Origin of the sequence: Virgibacillus halodenitrificans, assembly GCF_001878675.1 — a bacterium.
In the GTDB taxonomy this organism is placed as follows: Bacteria; Bacillota; Bacilli; order Bacillales; family Amphibacillaceae; genus Virgibacillus_Q; species Virgibacillus_Q halodenitrificans.
The window spans coordinates 2,609,821-2,630,700 of record NZ_CP017962.1 but is presented as its reverse complement, the minus strand read 5'-3'; the positions used below and the strand labels follow the sequence as shown (position 1 = coordinate 2,630,700).

The window sequence follows — 20,880 nt, the reverse complement described above, 5'->3', positions numbered from 1 at the left end:
GCTTATGATTTTTAAGAAATTGGTTGTTACTCTATTCTGTATCTTGGCCTTAGTTATAGTAATGGGGGGCAACTCCGTCACAGCAGAAGAGGAAGAAAAAGAGTTAGCCATCAATGTTTTACCAGGAGATGTATTATTTAATATCAACAATATGAAGCCAGGAGACTGGGCGCCCCGCACAATCACCGTTCAAAACAATGGTATAAAGGATTTTACCTATCAAATGTCATTACGTAATGATGGGGAGGAGAAGCTATTCAATGAATTACTGTTGGAAATCAATGACAGTAAAACTGTTTTATATGAAGGCAAACTGGCAGACTTCACTAAGCTTTCCGACAGAGACCTTAGTACTTCCAAGCAAGAGGAATTGGAAGTAACAGTTATTTTCCCAGAGTATCTCGGTAATGAATTTCAAGGACTTGATGCTGAGTTTTCTATATTGTTCACCGCAGAAGGCAAAACTAGTCAGTTAGCTGAAGTTAGTGTTGATGGAATGATTGGCAGTGGCAACTCGCAGACACAGTCTTTTCTTCCCAATACAGCAACAGGAATTTTTAACCTATTTCTATCTGGTGCTGTTCTTTTGATAAGTGGGGTATTTATCCTATTGTACAAAAAATGGAGAAAAGTTAGTAAAAACTACAGTTAAAAAACTAGTAAGGGCACTCGACAATCCATAACAACCATACTCGACAAGATGCTTACTCTAATTTAACAAAACTAGTTTTATTATGACAAAACAAGCTATGTAATAATAACAGGGTATATAGTATGATAGTCATAGAAAATAAGTTTCCTCAGAAAAAGGCAAACTCATCTGAAAAGGGAGGGCGCAAAGCCACAGATCTAAGGTGTTAAGAGCTAAGATGGCTGGGCTATCTGGAAAAAATAATGGGGGACGGTTAAATGACAAGTAAAGTAGAAATTAACACAGTTGATAAAGAATGGCTTGAATTAATAAAAGAAGCTAAAACTCTCGGTATACCTTTAAAGGAAATTAAATTATTTTTATCGGGGAACAAAAAAGGTTGAAAAATGGATTTATTTGTGCTTTATATAGAACCACTCACCTTTTATATGATATAATTCTCTTTGAAAGAAGGTGAGAACTTGATCGGTGATAAAATTAAACAAATACGTAAAGATAAAAAAATGTCCCTATCAGAACTTGCTGAGAAAGCAGGAGTTGCTAAATCCTACCTTAGCTCAATCGAACGTAATATACAGACAAATCCATCGATCCAGTTTATTGAAAAAGTTAGCGTTGTTCTAGATGTTTCAGTAAACGAATTGATACGCGAAAAACAGTCTGCTGATATAGAAGAATTAGACGATGAATGGCTTGAGATTGTACAGGAAGCCATGGACTCCGGAGTAACGAAGGAGCAATTCAAAGAATACTTGGAATTCAATAAATGGCGTAGTAAACAGGGAAATAACAAATAAATAGGATAGACCAAACCGCTTAGCCAAATAGCTGACGGTTTTTTATTTGGCTTTTATTATAGGAAAAGTAATTAGAAACGAAAGTAAAGTGTAAGCTTGTTCGTTACAAATGTAATAATATACTCATTCTTTGAATAATTTCTGCTATATTTAATTTTAAATGCAGTAACACAATATCAATAAGTTAATTCATTCTTTATCTATGTCGCGAATCATTGGATAATCCTCACACATTTTGGAACCATTCTTTCTTAGAGATCAATCGTTAAATACTCAGCTTTTAGGTGAGCTAAAAATAAAATTGCTAGGTTTCATTTTCATAATTTAGTGATAAAGAATATAGAAGCATTCAGAACAGGAGCTATCATTAATGAAGAAATATACATACTGGCTTTTGCCAATCGGTTGGATGGGGATTATTTTCTATTCCTCCCATCAGCCATATGAAAAACAGGATATAAAACCTTTCTTATCCGATAAATTTGACCTATCTTTTCTTGAACCTCTATTGGGATGGATTGCTTTTAACTACCATCATTCAGTAGTAAGTATTGAATCAAGAGGGGTCAATGGGTTTATAGAGTTCTTTCTGCGTAAGGGAGCTCATGTGACCGTGTTTTTTATTTTATGTCTTCTTTTCTATCTGGCGTGGAGAAAGAGCATCTCTTTACCGATAAAAAAGGCGATAACACTTTCCTTTTTACTTACAATTGCATATGCTATTTTAGATGAATTTCATCAAGGCTTTACACCGAATAGAACACCATACGCAGGAGATGTAGCATTAGATGGTTTTGGGGCATTTTTGGCCGTAGTTTTCATTATAGTATTAAGGAAGATAAAACTTCGGATAACTGACAAAAAATAAATGATGATGACGAAAGTATTAAATGTAAACAATAATTTTGAAAAAAGTATAAAAAATGCCAAATTTCGACAACACTTCCTATCAATATATGTTATAGTTCAAATTAACTAATCAGAAATATTTTAATAAAAGGCGGGAAATTAGATGCTTGAGCAAGAAAAATATAAAGATATGTTAAAAAAAGTGATTGATGAGACGGAAAATCATACAATTAAAAATTCAGAGCAATTAATCCAAATGCTTGTAAGTGAGTTAAAGCATGGATGCATGATTGGAGAGCAAATGCAACAACAGACTACAATTAAATAAATACAATCTAACTACATGTTCGAATTCGGCATGTAGTTTTTTTTGGAAATTAGGGGTATGATAAGTTATAGTAATAATTTAATACATACTATGGAAGGAAGTGAACGAATTGCTTGGTTATTTACAACGTCTCGGTAAATCTTTAATGTTACCGATTGCTATGTTACCTGCAGCTGCGCTTCTGGTGCGTCTGGGCGCGGAGGATATATTTGATATTCCATTTGTGACTGCAGCAGGTAATGGGATTTTAAATAATTTAGGACTGATTTTTGCTATTGGAATTGCGATTGGTTTTTCAAAAGATGGGAATGGAGCAGCAGCATTAGCGGGAGCTGTTGGTTTCCTTGTATTAGAAGGTGGCTACAAGGCAATCAATGATGAACTGAATTTGGGAGTATTAGCAGGTATCATCGCCGGTATAACTGCAGGACATTTATACAATCGATTCAGTGATATTCAGCTACCAGACTTTCTCGCCTTCTTTGGTGGGAAGAGGTTCGTGCCAATTATTACATCAGTAACGATGGTTATTATTTCAGGTGTTATTGGCTTATTGTGGGGACCGGTTCAGGACGGGATTAATGGTTTAGGAGACTTATTTATTAATGGAGGAGCAGCAGGTGTAGGAGCTTATGGTTTCTTTAACCGTCTCTTAATACCAGTTGGTCTTCATCATGTTATCAATACGTTAATTTGGTTTGATTTCGGTACGTTCACTGATGCAGCAGGGAATGTTTGGAAAGGTGATATCAATCGTTTTCTTAATGGAGATCCAACAGCAGGTCACTTTACCGCTGGTTTCTTCCCTGTAATGATGTTCGGTTTGCCAGCAGCATGCTTAGCTATGTATGTAACTGCGAAAAAACATCGTAAAGCAGCGGTTGGTGGTTTCTTAGCAAGTATTGGCTTAACCGCATTCTTAACAGGGATTACAGAGCCGATTGAATATTCATTTATGTTTTTATCACCAGTTCTTTACGGTGTACATGCTTTACTAACAGGGCTCTCAATGATGGTTGCTTATTGGCTGGATATTCGCCATGGGTTTGGTTTCTCAGCAGGTGCCATAGATTATTTTCTAAACTTTGGTATCGCTCAGCATCCACTACTATTACTTGCTCAAGGAATTGTTTTTGGTATCATATACTTCCTTCTCTTCACACTTCTAATTAAGAAGCTGAACTTGAAAACACCAGGACGGGAAGATGAAGACGAGGATTATGTAGAAGAAACAGAACAAACTGGAACGCCAACACGAGGTAAAGGTGCAAAAGACTATGACAACAAATCCTATCACTATTTAAAAGCACTTGGTGGACCTGAAAATATTAAATCACTTGATTATTGCGCAACACGCCTCAGACTACAAATAAATGACATGGAACAAATTGATGAAAAAGAATTAAAACGGCAAGGTGCTCACGGAGTTATGAAGGTCAATCGGACAAATCTTCAAGTAATCGTAGGTACTACAGTAGAGTTTCTTGCTACAGCTATGAAGAAACGTATGGACAACAACAATATGGAAGCACCTGGACAGGTGGAAAAGCAACCTGTTGAACAAGAACAACCAGAACAAGGAAGTACTTCTTATGAAGAAATTGCTATGCCTGTGAATGGTAAAGTTATTCCATTGTCAGAAGTACCTGATCAAGTATTCTCTACCAAAATGATGGGAGACGGTTTTGCTGTTGACCCAACAGATGGAATTATTGCATCTCCAGTTGATGGGGAAATATTAAATGTATTTCCAACAAAGCATGCTGTTGGACTTCGTACAAAATCCGGACTGGAAATTTTAGTTCATATTGGATTGGACACAGTAAAGCTTGAAGGCTCTTGCTTTGACGTTTATGTAAAAGAAGGAGATGTAGTTAAACAGGGAGATACGTTAGTGAAGGCTGATCTGAACTATATTAGTAAGAACGAGTTATCTACTATTACGCCGATTATCTTCACTAATTTACCTGAAAACCAAACTGTCTCAATCACGCAAACTGGAGATCTTAAAACTGGAACAAAACCTATTATTGAGATAAAATAAACGAAGTTACAGGCTGGTGTACCATAGAGCACACCAGCCTTGTTATACATATAAAAAGTATGAAGTCGACTGTTTAATGAAAGGAGAGAACTGATAATGAAAAGCATAGTACCAATTTATATTAAAAATGCCAAAATATATCAAGAAGACAAAATAATAAATAAAGGCGGAGTTTTAATAGAGCATGGCAAGGTTGCTGCAGTGCATGAAAACATTCAAGAAGAGTTGCCAACAAATGTTCAAATTATTGACGGTACAGGTTTACAGGTAATTCCTGGTTTTATTGATGGACATATTCATGGAGCTGATGGTGCCGATGTCATGGATGCAACGGAGGCTGCTCTGGATACAATGGCAGCAGTATTGCCACGAGAAGGAACAACCAGCTTTCTTGCCACTACAATAACACAAGCTCCTGAAAATATCGATAAGGCACTTGAGAATATAGCACACTATAAAAATAAAGCCGGTTTTGCTGAAATGGTTGGCGTACATTTGGAAGGACCATTTATTGAAGAAACAAAAGCTGGTGCACAACCACTCGATTTTATTATGGAGCCAAACATAGAACAATTTAATGAATGGCAAGAAAAATCCGGGAATAAGATTAAAACAATTACGATGGCACCTGAGCATGATGCTGATGGATCGTTTATAAACCACCTTTACCGTAACGGTGTGAATGTCTCAGCAGGCCATACCGGCACAGATTTTGCAGGCATGAAGCGAGCTGTTTCATATGGTGTCCGTCAAGTAACACATCTATGTAACGCAATGTCTGGTATCCATCACCGTGACATTGGAGTTGTAGGTGCTGCTTTTCAATTAGAAGAATTGCGCGCAGAACTAATTGCAGATGGTATTCATATTTCTCCAGAAATGCTGGAAATTATTTATGAAAATGTAGGTAGTGAACGTCTCATCCTAATTACGGACGCTATGCGTGCGAAGTGCTTGAATGCAGGTAACTATGAGCTTGGTGGCCAGCCGGTAACTGTTACAGAGGACCGTGCTGTACTCGAAAATGGTACGTTGGCTGGAAGTATCTTGAAAATGCATGAAGGAGCCCGCCAAATGTTAAAGATAAATGATGTCACAATGAGAAATATCATCCAGATGGCTTCAGAAAATCCTGCTAGACAATTAAATTTATATGACAGAAAAGGAAGTATTGAAGCAGGGAAGGACGCGGATGTATTACTAGTCGATGACAATTTGAATATTAATTATACAATCTGCCGAGGAGTCATCGCTTATAAAGGAGGAGAATAAAATGGAAATTATCAAGGTGAAAGATTATCAAGAAATGAGTGAAAGAGCCTGTGAATTTATTGTTGAACAGCTTGCTGCTACAGACCAGCCAGTATTTGGTCTTGCTACAGGATCTACACCTGAAGGGCTTTACGAATGCCTTATTAATAAATATAAAACAAAAGAAGTATCATTTGCTGATGTAAAGACATTTAATCTCGATGAATATGTCGGTATTAGTCAGGATGATCCAAATAGTTATTATTACTATATGAATAAAAAGCTGTTTGATCATATTGATATTCCAACTGCAAATGCCCATTTACCAAATGGGAATGCTGCTGACTTAGAAAGCGAATGCAAGGAGTATGAAAACCGTATTAAGCAAGTGGGAAACGTTGATTTACAAGTATTAGGACTTGGTTTAAATGGACACATAGGTTTTAATGAACCTGGTACTCCGTTTTCTAGCAGAACGCATGTTGTAGAATTGGATGAATCGACAAGAAAAGCGAATGCCAGGTTTTTTCCTTCTTTAGATGATGTTCCTACAAAAGCAATTACAATGGGAATAGACTCTATTATGGAAAGTAAGGCGATTATTTTATTAGTCTCCGGTAAAAAGAAGGCAGACGCTTTGGCAAAATTGATGAATGGCGCGATAACAGAGGAATTTCCTGCTTCTATTTTGCAGAAACATGAAAATGTGACGATTATTGCTGATGAAGAAGCAATGTCCTCACTATAAGAAGTTATTGAGGCAGAGAAATGTGTGTTAGCCGAACTAATTCGAAATTGTAGAGCATCCTTCGAATTAGTTCGGTTTTTTAGGTTTCTGAGGTAGATTCCACATCTATTTCTATGTAGGTAGTATTTTTTTTCTCAATAAGGGCTTGGTCACTTGTCAAATTAATGATCCATTCTTGAAAGTGCTCCATTTCGCTTATTTTTACATAAACAATCAATTCTACTTTATCCAAGTAATTAATTGTATCTAAAACATAGCTTGTTTGACGCAGCTCATTTTCTAATTTACCTAATAGAGTATAATCAATAGTTAAAGAGAAACCTTGCATTAGTTGGCGTTTAACAATACCTGTCGTACGAATAGCTTGTGAAGTTGTACTGCTGTATGCACGGATTAGCCCTCCTGCTCCAAGCTTAATACCTCCAAAATACCTTGTTACAACTACCGCAGTGTCCTTCAATTGTTGTTTTTTTAACACTTCCAAAATTGGCATACCTGCCGTGCCACTAGGCTCTCCATCATCGTTTGCTTTCTGAATTTGATCATGCTCCCCAATCATGTAAGCAGAGCAATTATGTGTTGCGTCATGGTGTTTTTTCTTAATTTCCTGAATGAAATTTTGGGCTGCTTCCTCTGTCTCAACTCGGCGGACATAGCCGATAAATTTAGATTTTTGGATAATAATTTCGTCCATTCCAGTCTCTTTAACTGTAAAATATTTCTCTAACATCTTGCAATTCACCTCCTGAACAGCCATTATATATACATAGAGCTGTATGTTAGTTTGTAATATACAGGTGGTTTAGTTTAAAAAAACGGGAGAAAAGTAGCATGCAGAAGTTTCATGATATATGATAAAAGACCCTATAAAAAGTTGAAAGATATACGTATAATTATAACATAGGTTGGTGGGAAATGTTGGCACAGAAAATTAGTGAGACTGCTTTAGATTCCATCATTCATGAAATGGTCGAAGTAGTCGAAAACAGCAAAGATGAAATTTTTAATATTAGTGAGGGAGCACGAACAGAACATGAGCATTTGGTTAGAGAACTAACCGAAACAAAGTTCAAGGTTGTGCAACACATTGAAGATGGCGATCAACTGGAACAAAAAGTCAGATTTTCCCGCGAACGATTAGCAGAGGTAAGTAAATATTTTGATCGATACAGCGAAAATGAAATAAGAGAAGTGTATGAATATACACACGAAATGCAAACAAAACTAGCGATGATGCGACAGGAAGAGAAATCTCTACGTGAAAAGCGTGATGATTTGGAAAGGAGATTAGTAGCATTAAGCCAGACGATTGACAGGGCTGAAGGGCTAGCCAGTAAAATATCTGTTGTGCTAAATTATTTGCATGACGATTTCCAACAAGTTAATGAAATGATTGAAGAAGCAAAAGAAAAGCAGGAATTTGGTTTGAAGATTATTGAAGCTCAAGAGGAAGAACGAAGAAAGATTTCCAGAGAGATTCATGATGGACCTGCACAAATGCTAGCTAATATCTTATTACGATCAGAGCTTGTGGATAGAACCTTTCGCCAAAACGATATTAATCAAGGTTTAATTGAAATTAAGAGTGTACGCAAAATGATTCGTTCTTCCTTGTATGAAGTTAGAAGGATTATTTATGATTTAAGACCGATGGCGCTAGATGATCTAGGTCTATTGCCAACACTCAAAAAGTACATTGCTACTATAGCAGAATATAACAATATAGAGATTGAGTTTACATCCATTGGCGAAGAAACAAGATTAAATCAAAATTATGAAATTGCCTTCTTTCGTCTTGTTCAAGAGGCATTGCAAAATGCGGTGAAACATGCTGAAGCTTCCTTAATTCAAGTAAAGCTAGAAATTAAAAAAGATAACTTAACTATGGTAATTAAGGATAATGGCAAAGGTTTTGACCCTTCATTAAAAAAGGACAAGTCATTTGGGTTAATTGGAATGCGGGAGCGAGTGGAAATGCTCCATGGCACGTTAACTATTAATTCTCAGCCAGGTAAAGGCACTATGATTTTGATTAAAGTCCCGTATAACCCAGCATAAAGAATAATGGATCATAATACTATTTTAGATACTGATAAAGTTATTGATATAAATATAGATAAATATTTCATTTGAATAGATTTAATAATTATAATAGGGCAAACACAAAAATAAGGGGAATGGATGTAGGAGGAACTTAAGATGAAAACAGAAGAAAAGAAAATTCAGATTGTACTTATTGACGATCATAAATTGTTTAGAGAAGGTGTAAAGAGAATTCTGGAGTTCGAACCAACATTTGAAGTTGTTGCGGAAGGGGACGATGGTACTGAAGCATCACGTATCGTAAAAGAAAATAATCCTGACGTTGTACTAATGGATATCAATATGCCGAATATGAATGGGGTTCAGGCTACAGCGGATCTTGTACGATATTTCCCTAAAACAAGGGTTATCATACTATCTATTCATGATGATGAAAGTTATGTTACACATGCGCTTAAGACTGGAGCTCAAGGATACCTATTAAAAGAAATGGATTCAGATGCTCTTATTGAAGCAATAAAAGTAGTTAGTGATGGCGGATCCTATCTACATCCGAAAGTGACCCATAATCTTGTCATGGAATACCGACGATTGGCAAAAGAGAATGCATCAAGCGCAAAAGATAATGGCATGGAATATCGGAAGCCACTTCACTTACTTACAAAACGAGAATGCCAGGTTTTACAGTTACTTGCAGATGGAAAGAGCAATCGGGCAGTAGCTGAAACCTTGTACATTAGCGAAAAGACAGTAAAGAACCATGTTAGTAATATCCTGCAAAAAATGAATGTAAATGATCGAACCCAAGCGGTAGTATCTGCCATTCGTAAAGGTTGGGTAGAAGTTGTCTAGTCAACTTATTGATCCTCAGCCAATAGTTGATTAGATATCCACAAAAGTAAAATGAACTCCATATAGGTTAGTCATGATAAAAACCGGGTTAATACGAATTCCAAGCAATAATTCGTATCAGTCCGGTTTTTTGCTTCTAAGCTTTACTTTAAAAGTTGCTCTAATAAAGTATTTTAAAGTATAGATAAACCGCGAGCTAACTTGGTAGTCTTGTGAATGGCTGATTCGGGAAAATAATCTATAGTATTCAACCCCTATTTAGATCATGTATAGGTAATGCCATACATTCGCCTTCCTGCTGTTTGTTTATTTTTCTTATATCTTAGTGTAGAATGAACATACATGTGAAAAAATGATAGAGTTTACAGATAGAGATAGTATTTATAGTAGAGGAGAAGGTAATATGAAGGTTGCTGTAATGACAGACAGTACGGCATATATCCCTGAAAACATACGAAATAAGTATGCGATACATATGGTCCCACTAAGCGTAGTATTTGAGGACACTTCCTACCAGGAGGAAATGGATATTACTACGGAAGAGTTTTATGAGAAAGTAAAAGATGCGAAGCAATTACCCAAAACTTCCCAGCCTTCCATTGGCTATATTACAACCGAATTAGAAGCATTGGCAAAAGAATATGATGCAGTGATCTCTATTCATCTGTCCAGTGGGATAAGCGGTACATATCAAGCAGTAGTCAGTGCTGGAAAAATGGTCGACGGAATTGAGGTATTTGCTTATGACTCAGAAATTAGCGCAATGGCTCAAGGATTTTACGTATTAGAGGCAGCAGAAATGGCGCAAAATCAAAGAGAACCACAGGAGATTATTGCTAGACTTAATGAAATGAAAAAAAGTTTACGTGCATACTTTATGGTTGATGATCTAAGTAATTTACAGCGAGGTGGCCGTTTAAACGGTGCACAAGCTTTGGTAGGAAGTATACTGCAGGTTAAACCAGTGTTGCATTTTGTTGATAAAGTTATTGTGCCATTCGAAAAAATTCGCACACGTAAAAAAGCTCTAAACAGAATTATGGGAATGCTGAAGGAAGAAGCAGACAAAGGCAAGCAATTGAAAGTAGTATTTATTCATGCTAACAACTTGCATGCCGCAGAAGAACTGCAGAGAGATTTTCTAAAAGAGTACCCTGATATGGATACATGTATTAGTTATTTTGGTCCTGTCATTGGTACCCATTTAGGTGAAGGTGCTCTTGGAGTATGTTGGTATGAAAAATAAATAATAATATAGCTGCCATTCGATCAACGGATGGTGGTTTTCTATATTATGGTGTCTAAATATTTTAGAGAGGAATGAATTTTATTGTCTAAACAAAAAGTTGCTTTAGAATCTCTGGTCTCCCGTCAGTTTGCAGGTAAGCTTCTACTCCGCAATGAAATACAACTGGAAGATAAACAGTTTGAACAATTTCTTGCTGATGGTGTACTTAGGCCATCTCCTTCTATAGTAAAACAACTATTTTCAGCCATTTGTCAACGATGTGGAAATCGAAAAAAATATTTATTTGGAAGAATCCCATGTAAACAGTGTAATCAAAACCATTTATACTGTCGAAAATGTATAGAGATGGGCCGGGTGATGGAATGCGAGCCACTCTATTATTGGAATGGTAAAGAGGTTGTTTGGCCTATAATAGACCAACCATGTACTTGGGAAGGAGAACTTACGGCTTTACAGCAAAGAGCTTCTGATCGTATTGTTTCCGCAATTACAAACAAAGAGAAGGAGTTGCTTGTATGGGCGGTGTGCGGCGCAGGGAAGACGGAAATGCTTTTTCCAGGAATAGCAGAAGCACTTCGCTCAGGAATGAGAGTTTGTTTAGCCACTCCTCGAGCAGATGTTGTACAAGAACTGCTGCCGAGAATAAGAAATGCATTCAAGTTTGTAAATATTCAAGGATTATATGGTGGTAGTGAAGAAAAAACAGGCAATGCTCAGCTGATAATTTCTACCACTCATCAATTGCTTCGCTTTAAAGCTGCTTTTCACTTTTTAATAATTGACGAAGTGGATGCTTTTCCCTTCCATAATGACCCCTCGCTTCCATATGCTGCCAAACGATCTTTACATTCAACTCAAAGCACAACGATTTATTTGACAGCAACCCCTAGGAGAAATCAACAGCTTCGCTTATGGATGAAGCAACTTCCGCACGTTTTCGTACCTTCACGATTTCATGGCCACCCGTTACCAGTCCCGATTCTAAAAACATGTACCAGTTTAAAAAAAGACATCCAAAATAACCGTGTTCCTTACTCATTATTAAATTGGATGAGAAAACGCATCAGTCCACATCGACAGTTGCTTATTTTTGTACCTACGATAGAACTAGTCGAACAATTATATAAGAACAGTCTTGTTCAACTTCCCCAACAAAAATTACTTACGTCAAAGAATAGAATAATGTGTGTACATGCCTCAGATCCTGAACGGAAGGAAAAAGTCCAACTATTCAGGGGTAAAAAAATAGATATATTAATAACGACAACCATTTTAGAAAGGGGAGTCACATTCCCATCCGTAGATGTAGCTATTATCGATGCAAGCCATCGTGTATTTGATGAGGCTGCACTTGTTCAAATTGCAGGAAGGGCAGGAAGAAGTCCAGATGACCCTAAGGGTGAAGTGGTTTTCTTTCATAATGGAAAAACCAATTCCATGGTTCACGCGATAGACGCGATAAAGTCAATGAATAAACGGGGAGGGTTTATTTGATGTATTGCTTATGGTGTCATGAAGAAATCATCACTGAAGTACATTGGGGCAATTTAATTCACCTTTACCGTCCTAAAAGGCTTTGCATGAACTGTGAAAGCCAACTAATAAAAATTCAGGGACACCTTTGCAGTATTTGCTCTCGTGTATCTAGTGTGAAAAAGTGTGCAGATTGTTTGAAGTGGGAGGATTATGAAGAGAGCCCCATTAAATTTAATGCATCACTTTATACGTACAATTCGTTTATGCAAGAGGTGGTCGCTAAATGGAAGTATCGCGGAGATTATCAATTAGCAAAAATATTTCAATATGAATTTGAAAAAGAATATAGCAAGAAATTCTCTTTTTTAACTAAGAAAAAACCAGTTGTTGTTCCAATTCCTCTTAGTAAACAAAGAATGACCGAACGTGGGTTTAATCAAGCGGAAGTATTGGCAGATTTTATACCGCTACAAAAGGATCACGTACTGGAGAGGTTACATGGTGAAAAACAAGCTAAAAAGACAAGGTATGAAAGAATTTCAACGGAGAATCCATTTATTTTGAGAAAAAGTATTAACAAAACGGTTATTCTTGTCGATGATATATATACAACTGGTACGACATTACGACATGCTGCCAGATTATTAAAGGGAAATGGATGTCCTAATGTATATACCTATACATTGATTCGTGGTTAGTTAGAATATGCTATAATTAATAAAGTGAGGCGAAGTTAATGGCTGAGTTAGCGAATTGCTCACGCTGTGAAGCGGTTTTTGTCAAGAGCATCCGTGATATATGCCAAGCTTGCTATAAGGAAGAGGAGCAAGCTTTTGATACGGTTTATAAGTTTCTGCGTGAACGAAAAAACAGGGAAGCAACTATGTTAGAAATTGTTGATGCAACAAAGGTAGATGAAACCTTGATTACAAAATTTATTAAAGAAAAAAGATTGCGAACAACTGACTTTCCTAAATTGGCTTATCCTTGTGAGTCATGCGGAGCTAATATAGTAAATGGGAAATTATGCTTTGATTGCTCGGATGAATTGAGGAGAGATCTCGATAAACATAATCAACAACAACGAAAAATTCAAGAAAAAGAATTGAAGAAAAATACACATACCTATTATATGTTTGATAAGAACAAGTGATCTAAATAATAATATTCTATGAAGAGGTGAGACATTATGCGTATAAATGGGCCGAACAATACGAATATGAACCCATATAAAAATCACTTCCAAAAGCAGGTGGATACAAAAACAGAAGCCAAAAAAGATCAGTTGGAAATCTCTAGTAAGGCAAAGGAAATGCTTGAGAAAGATAAGCCCAATGCAGAACGGGCAGCATATGTACAAGAAATAAAACAAGCGGTAGAAAATGGAGAATATAAAGTGGATCATGAGAAAACAGCCCGGAAAATGATTGATTTCTGGAGCGGATTTTAAGGGAGGACGATATTTTGTCCGTACAACTAATCATTCAATCGCTTCATCAATTAGTAGATGTGCATAAACAATTATTGAGGTTATCCAAGCAAAAAACAGAAGCTATTAAAGAAGGCTCTATAGATAATATGCAGAAAGTAATTGGTCAGGAGCGTAAAGAAATTAAGCAACTGGAGCAAGCGGAAAAAATAAGGGAAAAGCTAGTCAGTGACTGGTTTATAAAGAACGGTTTTTCTCAAGAAGATGTGTCTATTACCTTTTTGCTTGATCATATAGAACAACTGGATGAAAGAGAAAAGCTTGGCAATATAACAATCCGTTTAACGAAATTAATTACTGAATTGAAGCAACAGGAGCAGTTGAATCAATCGCTAATCAATCAATCTATGAAATTTATTCAACTGTCCCTTGATATGTTAAATCCTTCTATACAGAATATAAACTATGGAAATCAGCAGCAATATGGAAAGGAAGCGCAAAAGCGTTCCATATTCGATTCAAAGGCTTAATAAGCTTTAAAAGGAGTAAAAGATATGAGTACATTTCATGGTCTGGAAATGGCCAAACAGGCTCTTTTTGCACAACAGTCAGCATTATATACGACTGGTCATAATATCTCTAATGCAAATACAAAAGGGTATACGAGACAGCGAGTGAATTTTGAAACAATGAATCCTTATCCGGCTGCTGCAAGAAACCGTCCGGAGTTGCCAGGACAAATGGGTACAGGGGTTCAGACTGGCTCTATTCAGCGGGTACGTGATTCTTATCTGGATGTTCAATTCCGAGCGGAGAATAGTAAATCAGGTTACTGGTCGACAATGTCAGATGCTTTAGCCAGGTTGGAAGGCGTAATGAATGAGCCTTCTGACAGTGGTTTATCAAAAACAATGGGGCAATTTTGGCAATCAATCCAGGATCTTTCCTCAAACCCGGAAAATTCTGGAGCAAGATCTGTAGTTGCCCAACGAGGAAAGGCTGTTGCAGATACGTTTAACTATTTATCTGAATCCCTAACATCTATCCAGTCGGATTTAAAAAATCAGATGGATATTACTGTAACGGATGCAAATTCACTGTTAAATCAAATCCATAACATTAATCAACAGGTAAATGAACTTGAGCCACATGGATACCTTCCGAATGATTTATATGATGAACGTGATCGTTTAATTGATGAATTATCAAGTATTGTAAATATAAAGGTGGATTATGATAAAAGCTCGCCAAGCTCACAAGATATTGCTCAAGGTATAGCCAGTATTGAAATTGTTGATGATAAAGGAAATTCCTTTGAACCTGCAGTAAAACTATTAGATGGATCAAAAGCAGATGCAGCTGATGCCATTCAAAAGCTATCTATCGATTACAATGAAGGTGAAGTAATGATAGGGAACAACTCGGTGGACATATCCAAATCGAATGGATCACTAAAGGGATTGGCTGATGCTTATGGTTTATCAGAGGATGGCTCTGGGTTATACCGAGATATGCTTGCCGATTTAGATAAGATGGCTACTAATTTTGCTGAACAGTTTAATAAAGTCCATCAACAAGGTGTTGGTTTAGATGGAAGTAATGGACTGGATTTCTTTACATTTAAACCAGGGACAAGCGGTGCAGGTGGTTTGACAGTGAACAAAGACATTCTTGATCATCCTGATAAAATTGCTGCGAGCTCAAATGGTAATGCAGGGAATGGTGATAATGCTTCTAACCTTGCGAATGTCTTTGATGATACAAAGATTGTAGATGATAATGGGAATAACCCGTTCGGGGAGAATACATCTATCAATAGTTTCTATCAATCTCTTATTGGAGAAATGGGAGTCCAGGCTCAGGAAGCTAAACGGATGGAAAATAACACCGGTGTTTTACGTTTACAGGTGGAAAATCAAAGGATGTCTGTTAGCTCTGTTTCTTTGGATGAAGAAATGTCCAATATGATTAAATTTCAACATGCCTATAATGCGGCTGCACGAAGCATGACAGCCATGGATGAAATGCTGGATAAAATTATTAACAGTATGGGATTAGTAGGAAGGTAGGGGGTAAGTAATGCGTATAACACAAGGAATGCTATCCAATAATATGTTAAGAAATCTTTCTTCCAGCTATAATAAAATGGGGAACTTGATGGACCAACTTAACACAGGGAAAAAAATTACGCGTCCATCTGATGATCCGGTTATTGCAATGAAAGGTATTAATTATCGTAATCGTGTGACTGAAGTCGAGCAGTTTGAGCGTAATACGATTGAAGTAAATAATTGGATGGATAATTCAGATGCTGCTTTGGATAAGGCGACAAAAGCAATGCAACGTTTACGAGAGCTTGCTGTGAAAGCCAGTAATGGTACAAATGAATCTCAGGAGCTTGAAAGTATTCGCTCTGAGGTAAGTCAGTTAAAAGAGCACTTAAGGGATATTGCCCAAACTGAAGTGAATGGAAAATACATTTTCAATGGAACAAAAACCGATCAGCCACCAAATGTGGATCTGGAAAACGGAACATTCACTGCAGATTCTTCCTCTGTAGAAATAGAAGTAGCAAAAGGAATTAAGCTAAAAGCAAATGTAAATGCAGAAGAAGTATTTGGTGATATTTTTCAAAGTGTAAATGATTTTGAAAAAGCTTTGAATGAGGGTTCCGACAAGATATCAGAAAGTATTTCCGATATTGATGAAGGTATAAATAAAATTATAAACTCTCGTGCAGATTTAGGTGCACGAATGAACCGCCTTGAATTAGTTGAAAATAGGTTGAGTGAGCAAAATATTATCGCAACGAAAGCAATGTCAGATAATGAAGATATTGATTATGAAAAGGCGATTACAGAATTGATTACACAGGAAAGTATCCATCGAGCAGCATTGTCAACAGGCTCCCGGATTATTCAGCCATCTTTAGTTGATTTTCTAAGATAGGATAACAAATTGGCCCTGCACACTTTTGACTGCAGGGTTTTCCCGTTCAGAGAGGAGGGAACGTCTTGCAAATACCTCAGATAAGAATCAACTCTCAATCAGCTACTATTCAATTAAAAACAACACCAGCACGGCAAGAGATTGAGCAGCCCAAGGCAGATTTATCCATACAACAACCAAAAGCAAAAATGGAAATCAGGACAACCCCCTCAAAATTAATGATAGACCAAAGTCAAGCATGGGAACAAATGAATCGAATGCATGTTTTCAAGTTGAACGATAGATTTGCAGAAGAAGGACGTCGTGGTCTTTTGGCAGGAATTGAGAGACGTGCCGGGCAGGGGAGAGAGTTAATGCAAATTGAAAATAAGGGTAATCCTATAGCTAATCAGGCAGAACAAAACGGCCATGATGGAATGAAATCTTTAGGAATAAAATTTATTCCCTCGCATTTTTCAGTGAAAACAACCTACCAACCTGCTAAAGTAGACATTAATGTAAAAGAGAATAAACCAGAAATAAACGTTCAACCAAATAAAGTTATACATAGATATAAAGCTGGTAGTGTTGATGTCCAAATGAAAAGTTACTCAAACCTGGAAATAGACTTTGTAAATATCACAGTGTAGTAGAGGAGGAAATGAAATGAAGGTGGATACAAAATATTCAGGAGAGCTAGAAATTGAAGAGACTGAGATTATCTTTTTCAAAACAGGGTTGCCGGGATTTCAAGAAGAAACTAAATTTTTACTGATTGATTTCCCGGATAATCCTGTTTTTCAAATTCTTCAGTCGGTTCAGACCCCCACAACTGCTTTTATCGTCACAAACCCCTATTATATATATCAAGATTATGAATTTGAACTTGATGAGAATATTATGGAGCAGTTAAACATTCGCAGTGAAAAGGAAATCGTAGTACTTTCAATTGTAACGGTTAAAGAGCCATTTCAAGATAGCACGTTAAATTTGAAGGCACCCATTATTTTAAACCCTGTGCGCAAATTGGCGAAGCAATATATTCTTACGGAAGAAACCTACCAGATTAAAACACCATTGAACCCAAATGCAATGGGGGGAAGATAACTATGTTGGTACTGGCGAGGAAAATAAATGAAGCTATTCAGATCGGTGAAGATATTGAAATTAAAGTATTATCCATCGAAGGCGACCAAGTCAAGCTAGGAATTGAAGCGCCAAGGAAGACAGATATCTATCGAAAGGAAATTTACTTGGATATTCAACATGAAAACGATCAAGCAGCTAACGTACCTTCTGATCTTTTGCAATTACTAAATAAAAGTAAAAAATAATTGATTTCCCTTTAAGTTTTCACTTAATAAACCGATAGAAAGAATAAACGATATGGTTTGAGGAGATGTAATTATGCGATTAGAACAAGTGTCACACGGATCGCAACAAAATAAACTTCAGGGAAATAACACTCAATTGCTACCAGATACTGAAAAATCCCAACAACATTCAAGACTTGAAGGGAAAGTGTTACTGCCAACTGATAACACAATAACGAAAGATAAATTGAGAAGTGTAACAGAAAAATTAAATGAGTTTGTAGAGCCGTTAAAAACCGATTTAAAATTTGTTTTTCATGAAAAACTTAATGAATACTACGTAACAGTTGTTAATCCGTTAACAGATGAAGTAATTAAAGAAATTCCACCAAAAAAAATGCTGGATATGTATGCTGATATGGCAGAATTAATGGGGCTTATGATTGATGAAAAAATTTAGCAATTAAACTAAGCTTTAACCAGGGTGGAAAGAATTCTTGAAGGAGTGAGAAATTTGTCACTTAATAAACAATACCAAACCTACCAAAATAATGCGGTAAATACTGCTTCAGGTGGAGAACTAACCTTAATGCTCTATAATGGATGTATGAAGTTTATTAAACAAGCAATCAAGGACTTGGAAAACAAGAATTATGAGGCTAAAAATACTAATATCCAAAAAGCGCAAAATATTATACAGGAATTAATGTTAACCTTGGACCAAAAGGTTGAAATTTCTAAACAAATCCTTCCTCTTTATGAGTTTATGCAGTTCCAGCTTAGAGAGGGAAATATTAAAAATGATCCTTCGCTTCTCATAGAGGCACTGGAATTCATTACTGAGTTTAGAGACACGTGGAAAGAAGTTATGTTGAAAAATAAGAAGGCACAACCTGTCCAAGGCGCTCAAATATAATGAACCGTCTAGAAGTTTTATTTGAACAAACAGAACAATTACAGGATGTGCTTAATCAGGAAAGAAATCATAAAAATCGAGCGGAAATTATTGAACAAGTGAACCAATTAATTGAAAAGAGAGATGAGAGTCTAACAGATATTAAGCCTCCGTATACAAAGGAAGAGGAGCTTCTCGGAAAGAAATTGGTGCAGCTTAATACAGAAATTGAACAATTGATGCAAGAAATTTTTACAGAATTAAAAGCAGAAATACAACAAGTGAAGAAGCAAAAGCGAACAAATCGAAAATATATAAATCCATATGAAAAAGTAAATTCCTCAGATGCTATGTTTTTGGACAGTAAAAAATAACTTCATAAATAAAGTTATTTTTTATAAATTGTTTTAAATGATAGAATTATGAAATATTAACTAATTGTAAACAGTGTGTAAATAGCTTTACAACAAGGTTTCAAACCACCATAAGAAATAATAGCAATTAATGAGTGGTTTAAGCAGGAATTTTGGTGGGAAACATAGTATAATAAATACATAAGGATGAAAGGAGGACACGTTTATGAAGTTTAACATTCGTGGTGAAAATCTTGAGGTGACTGATTCTATACGTGAATACGTAGAGAGGAAGATTAGCAAGCTGGAAAGATACTTTGATACACCCCCAACATCCGAGGTGCATGTTAATTTAAGTGTCTACAATGATGAGCAGACAATTGAGGTTACTATTCCAATGACAAATCTCTTGTTGCGCGGGGAAGTGCAACATGTTGACTTATATGCTGCCATCGACTTGGTCGTTGATAAACTGGAAAGACAAATCAGAAAATATAAGACTAAAGTCAATCGTAAATTTAGACAAGAGGGTTCTCCAAAGCACGTGTTTGCTGAACTGGAAAGAGAAGCAAATAATGTTGCTGTTGAGGAAGAATCTGATGAAATTGACATTGTGAGAACAAAAAGGTTTGATTTAAAGCCAATGGATTCTGAAGAAGCTGTGCTTCAAATGGATATGCTTGGCCACTCATTTTATGTTTTTACAAATGCTATTACAAACGAAACAAATGTCGTTTATCGCAGAAAAGACGGCAAGTATGGACTAATTGAACCAAATGCGTAATAAAAAATAATGATGATACAAAAAGCGATCCTTCTATTAGAGGATCGCTTTTTTTGAGTATCTTTGTTTAAGCTTTAGTTTCAAAATATATTGGAGGTGTAGAATGTTCAGCAAAATAGACAAGCTGCTGCGAAGTAACTTGGTATTATTGTGAATGGCTGTTTTTAAATATTTAAAGCTACATAAATGCGATTTGGAGAGCATTTTGCCGCCATTGCTATTTATTGCAAAGGGAACCTTTCACACCTCCGGGCACAAGTGCGACATCTCTTCATTACCTCTGCCGCCTGGCATGGCCTCTGCCGCTCGCGGAAAGAGAAATATTTCCCCGTATAGTGGTGTTTTTACGCAGCCTCTATATTCTTGGTTAGTTCGGAGTTTACTACTACTTTGTGAAAATAAAAGTTGTTTTAATTAATGTTTATACAACAGCTTTCACATTAGAATCGGGTTCAGGTCTATGATCTATACTATCTCTGTCAATATTTGTCGAACGAATAACCAATTTGTATATTTGGACTTTCGATTTGCTGCATTTGTCTATATATTCAATTATTTCTTGTCGAATATCTTGCAATAAAGAGAATTACTTGTCGAAACAGAGGCTAAATTTCAAAAATGGCAATTAGCCTTTATACCTAGATATGTGTTATAAATAGGTCAATAGATACAAGGTGGTGAATAAATGAAAAGAGAAGAAAGGGAGGCACTTAATAACTTAGAGAGAAAGGTTCATAAACATGAAGAGACCATTGCGCAGCTTATTGAGATTATAGCTGCGACTAATCAAAGAATTACACAGCTGCATGAAAAACAAAGAAAAAGATTCTCCTTATGATTCAACTATATTAACCTTCGCAGGAAAGTCAATGACTTTTCACACATATCT

The 20,880-nt window shown here is 36.3% G+C and carries 27 protein-coding genes and 1 riboswitch; of the genes, 26 read left to right on the top strand and 1 reads right to left on the bottom strand.

Annotated elements, in window-relative coordinates:
• The first annotated feature begins 4 nt into the window (after positions 1-4).
• The 8 genes from BME96_RS13675 to nagB all read left to right on the top strand — a co-directional run bounded on the left by BME96_RS13675 (position 5) and on the right by nagB (position 6,669).
• Positions 5-652 carry an LPXTG cell wall anchor domain-containing protein gene (locus tag BME96_RS13675; RefSeq protein ID WP_071649321.1) on the top strand — a complete coding sequence of 216 codons (648 nt, stop codon included), beginning with the start codon at positions 5-7 and terminating at the stop codon, positions 650-652.
• Positions 653-799: 147 nt separating this feature from the next.
• A riboswitch (cyclic di-GMP riboswitch) is annotated at positions 800-886 on the top strand.
• A gap of 23 nt (positions 887-909) precedes the next feature.
• A complete protein-coding gene (gene sinI, locus BME96_RS13670; RefSeq protein ID WP_019377771.1) occupies positions 910-1,035 on the top strand; it encodes a DNA-binding anti-repressor SinI in 126 nt (41 codons plus the stop codon).
• Between the two features lie 78 nt (positions 1,036-1,113).
• Positions 1,114-1,449 (top strand): helix-turn-helix domain-containing protein, encoded by a 336-nt coding sequence (locus tag BME96_RS13665; protein ID WP_019377770.1) that lies wholly within the window; start codon positions 1,114-1,116, stop codon positions 1,447-1,449.
• 370 nt (positions 1,450-1,819) lie between these two features.
• Positions 1,820-2,317, top strand: a complete 498-nt coding sequence (locus BME96_RS13660; RefSeq protein WP_071649320.1) for a VanZ family protein — start codon at positions 1,820-1,822, stop codon at positions 2,315-2,317.
• A 144-nt stretch (positions 2,318-2,461) separates the two neighbouring features.
• Positions 2,462-2,626, top strand: coding sequence for a hypothetical protein (locus BME96_RS19635; protein WP_019377768.1), 165 nt, complete (start codon positions 2,462-2,464; stop codon positions 2,624-2,626).
• Between the two features lie 109 nt (positions 2,627-2,735).
• Positions 2,736-4,670, top strand: coding sequence for an N-acetylglucosamine-specific PTS transporter subunit IIBC (gene nagE, locus BME96_RS13655; RefSeq protein ID WP_071649319.1), 1,935 nt, complete (start codon positions 2,736-2,738; stop codon positions 4,668-4,670).
• Between the two features lie 96 nt (positions 4,671-4,766).
• Complete coding sequence (gene nagA / locus BME96_RS13650; protein WP_071649318.1) at positions 4,767-5,942, top strand: N-acetylglucosamine-6-phosphate deacetylase; 1,176 nt, start codon at positions 4,767-4,769, stop codon at positions 5,940-5,942.
• A 1-nt stretch (position 5,943) separates the two neighbouring features.
• Positions 5,944-6,669, top strand: a complete 726-nt coding sequence (gene nagB / locus BME96_RS13645) for a glucosamine-6-phosphate deaminase (protein ID WP_071649317.1) — start codon at positions 5,944-5,946, stop codon at positions 6,667-6,669.
• Between the two features lie 79 nt (positions 6,670-6,748).
• Here nagB and BME96_RS13640 read toward each other — a convergent pair whose 3' ends face one another.
• A complete protein-coding gene (locus tag BME96_RS13640; protein ID WP_019377764.1) occupies positions 6,749-7,399 on the bottom strand; it encodes a YigZ family protein in 651 nt (216 codons plus the stop codon).
• A 188-nt stretch (positions 7,400-7,587) separates the two neighbouring features.
• On the opposite strand from BME96_RS13640, the gene BME96_RS13635 reads away from it, so the two are divergent.
• The 18 genes from BME96_RS13635 (at position 7,588) to BME96_RS19630 (ending at position 20,829) form a co-directional block, all read left to right on the top strand.
• A complete protein-coding gene (locus BME96_RS13635) occupies positions 7,588-8,727 on the top strand; it encodes a sensor histidine kinase (RefSeq protein WP_019377763.1) in 1,140 nt (379 codons plus the stop codon).
• Positions 8,728-8,868: 141 nt separating this feature from the next.
• On the top strand, positions 8,869-9,564 hold the full coding sequence (locus tag BME96_RS13630; protein ID WP_019377762.1) for a response regulator: 696 nt from the start codon (positions 8,869-8,871) through the stop codon (positions 9,562-9,564).
• A 403-nt stretch (positions 9,565-9,967) separates the two neighbouring features.
• Positions 9,968-10,810 carry a DegV family protein gene (locus BME96_RS13625; RefSeq protein WP_019377761.1) on the top strand — a complete coding sequence of 281 codons (843 nt, stop codon included), beginning with the start codon at positions 9,968-9,970 and terminating at the stop codon, positions 10,808-10,810.
• Between the two features lie 84 nt (positions 10,811-10,894).
• On the top strand, positions 10,895-12,307 hold the full coding sequence (locus tag BME96_RS13620; protein WP_019377760.1) for an ATP-dependent helicase ComFA: 1,413 nt from the start codon (positions 10,895-10,897) through the stop codon (positions 12,305-12,307).
• The gene (locus tag BME96_RS13615) at positions 12,307-12,987 is read left to right on the top strand and encodes a ComF family protein (protein WP_019377759.1); all 681 of its coding nucleotides are present in this window, start codon (positions 12,307-12,309) and stop codon (positions 12,985-12,987) included. Before BME96_RS13620 ends, BME96_RS13615 begins: the two co-directional genes overlap by 1 nt.
• Before the next feature lie 38 nt (positions 12,988-13,025).
• Positions 13,026-13,442, top strand: a complete 417-nt coding sequence (locus tag BME96_RS13610) for a TIGR03826 family flagellar region protein (RefSeq protein WP_019377758.1) — start codon at positions 13,026-13,028, stop codon at positions 13,440-13,442.
• A 36-nt stretch (positions 13,443-13,478) separates the two neighbouring features.
• Positions 13,479-13,739: a flagellar biosynthesis anti-sigma factor FlgM gene (gene flgM / locus BME96_RS13605; RefSeq protein WP_019377757.1), complete on the top strand. Its 261-nt coding sequence runs from the start codon at positions 13,479-13,481 to the stop codon at positions 13,737-13,739.
• A gap of 14 nt (positions 13,740-13,753) precedes the next feature.
• Positions 13,754-14,248: a flagellar protein FlgN gene (locus BME96_RS13600; RefSeq protein ID WP_019377756.1), complete on the top strand. Its 495-nt coding sequence runs from the start codon at positions 13,754-13,756 to the stop codon at positions 14,246-14,248.
• 24 nt (positions 14,249-14,272) lie between these two features.
• Positions 14,273-15,787, top strand: coding sequence for a flagellar hook-associated protein FlgK (flgK, locus tag BME96_RS13595; RefSeq protein ID WP_019377755.1), 1,515 nt, complete (start codon positions 14,273-14,275; stop codon positions 15,785-15,787).
• A gap of 10 nt (positions 15,788-15,797) precedes the next feature.
• A complete protein-coding gene (gene flgL, locus BME96_RS13590) occupies positions 15,798-16,667 on the top strand; it encodes a flagellar hook-associated protein FlgL (RefSeq protein WP_019377754.1) in 870 nt (289 codons plus the stop codon).
• Positions 16,668-16,732: 65 nt separating this feature from the next.
• Positions 16,733-17,296: a DUF6470 family protein gene (locus BME96_RS13585; RefSeq protein WP_019377753.1), complete on the top strand. Its 564-nt coding sequence runs from the start codon at positions 16,733-16,735 to the stop codon at positions 17,294-17,296.
• A gap of 16 nt (positions 17,297-17,312) precedes the next feature.
• Positions 17,313-17,753 (top strand): flagellar assembly protein FliW, encoded by a 441-nt coding sequence (fliW, locus tag BME96_RS13580; protein ID WP_019377752.1) that lies wholly within the window; start codon positions 17,313-17,315, stop codon positions 17,751-17,753.
• A gap of 2 nt (positions 17,754-17,755) precedes the next feature.
• The gene (csrA, locus tag BME96_RS13575; protein ID WP_019377751.1) at positions 17,756-17,980 is read left to right on the top strand and encodes a carbon storage regulator CsrA; all 225 of its coding nucleotides are present in this window, start codon (positions 17,756-17,758) and stop codon (positions 17,978-17,980) included.
• A 73-nt stretch (positions 17,981-18,053) separates the two neighbouring features.
• On the top strand, positions 18,054-18,419 hold the full coding sequence (gene flaG / locus BME96_RS13570; protein WP_019377750.1) for a flagellar protein FlaG: 366 nt from the start codon (positions 18,054-18,056) through the stop codon (positions 18,417-18,419).
• A gap of 54 nt (positions 18,420-18,473) precedes the next feature.
• Complete coding sequence (fliS, locus tag BME96_RS13565) at positions 18,474-18,875, top strand: flagellar export chaperone FliS (RefSeq protein WP_019377749.1); 402 nt, start codon at positions 18,474-18,476, stop codon at positions 18,873-18,875.
• Positions 18,875-19,228 carry a flagellar protein FliT gene (locus BME96_RS13560; protein ID WP_071649316.1) on the top strand — a complete coding sequence of 118 codons (354 nt, stop codon included), beginning with the start codon at positions 18,875-18,877 and terminating at the stop codon, positions 19,226-19,228. The genes fliS and BME96_RS13560 overlap by 1 nt, the downstream gene beginning before the upstream one ends.
• Positions 19,229-19,433: 205 nt before the next feature.
• A complete protein-coding gene (gene hpf / locus BME96_RS13555; protein WP_019377747.1) occupies positions 19,434-19,991 on the top strand; it encodes a ribosome hibernation-promoting factor, HPF/YfiA family in 558 nt (185 codons plus the stop codon).
• Positions 19,992-20,676: 685 nt separating this feature from the next.
• Positions 20,677-20,829: a hypothetical protein gene (locus tag BME96_RS19630; RefSeq protein ID WP_156036016.1), complete on the top strand. Its 153-nt coding sequence runs from the start codon at positions 20,677-20,679 to the stop codon at positions 20,827-20,829.
• The last annotated feature ends 51 nt before the right edge of the window (positions 20,830-20,880 follow it).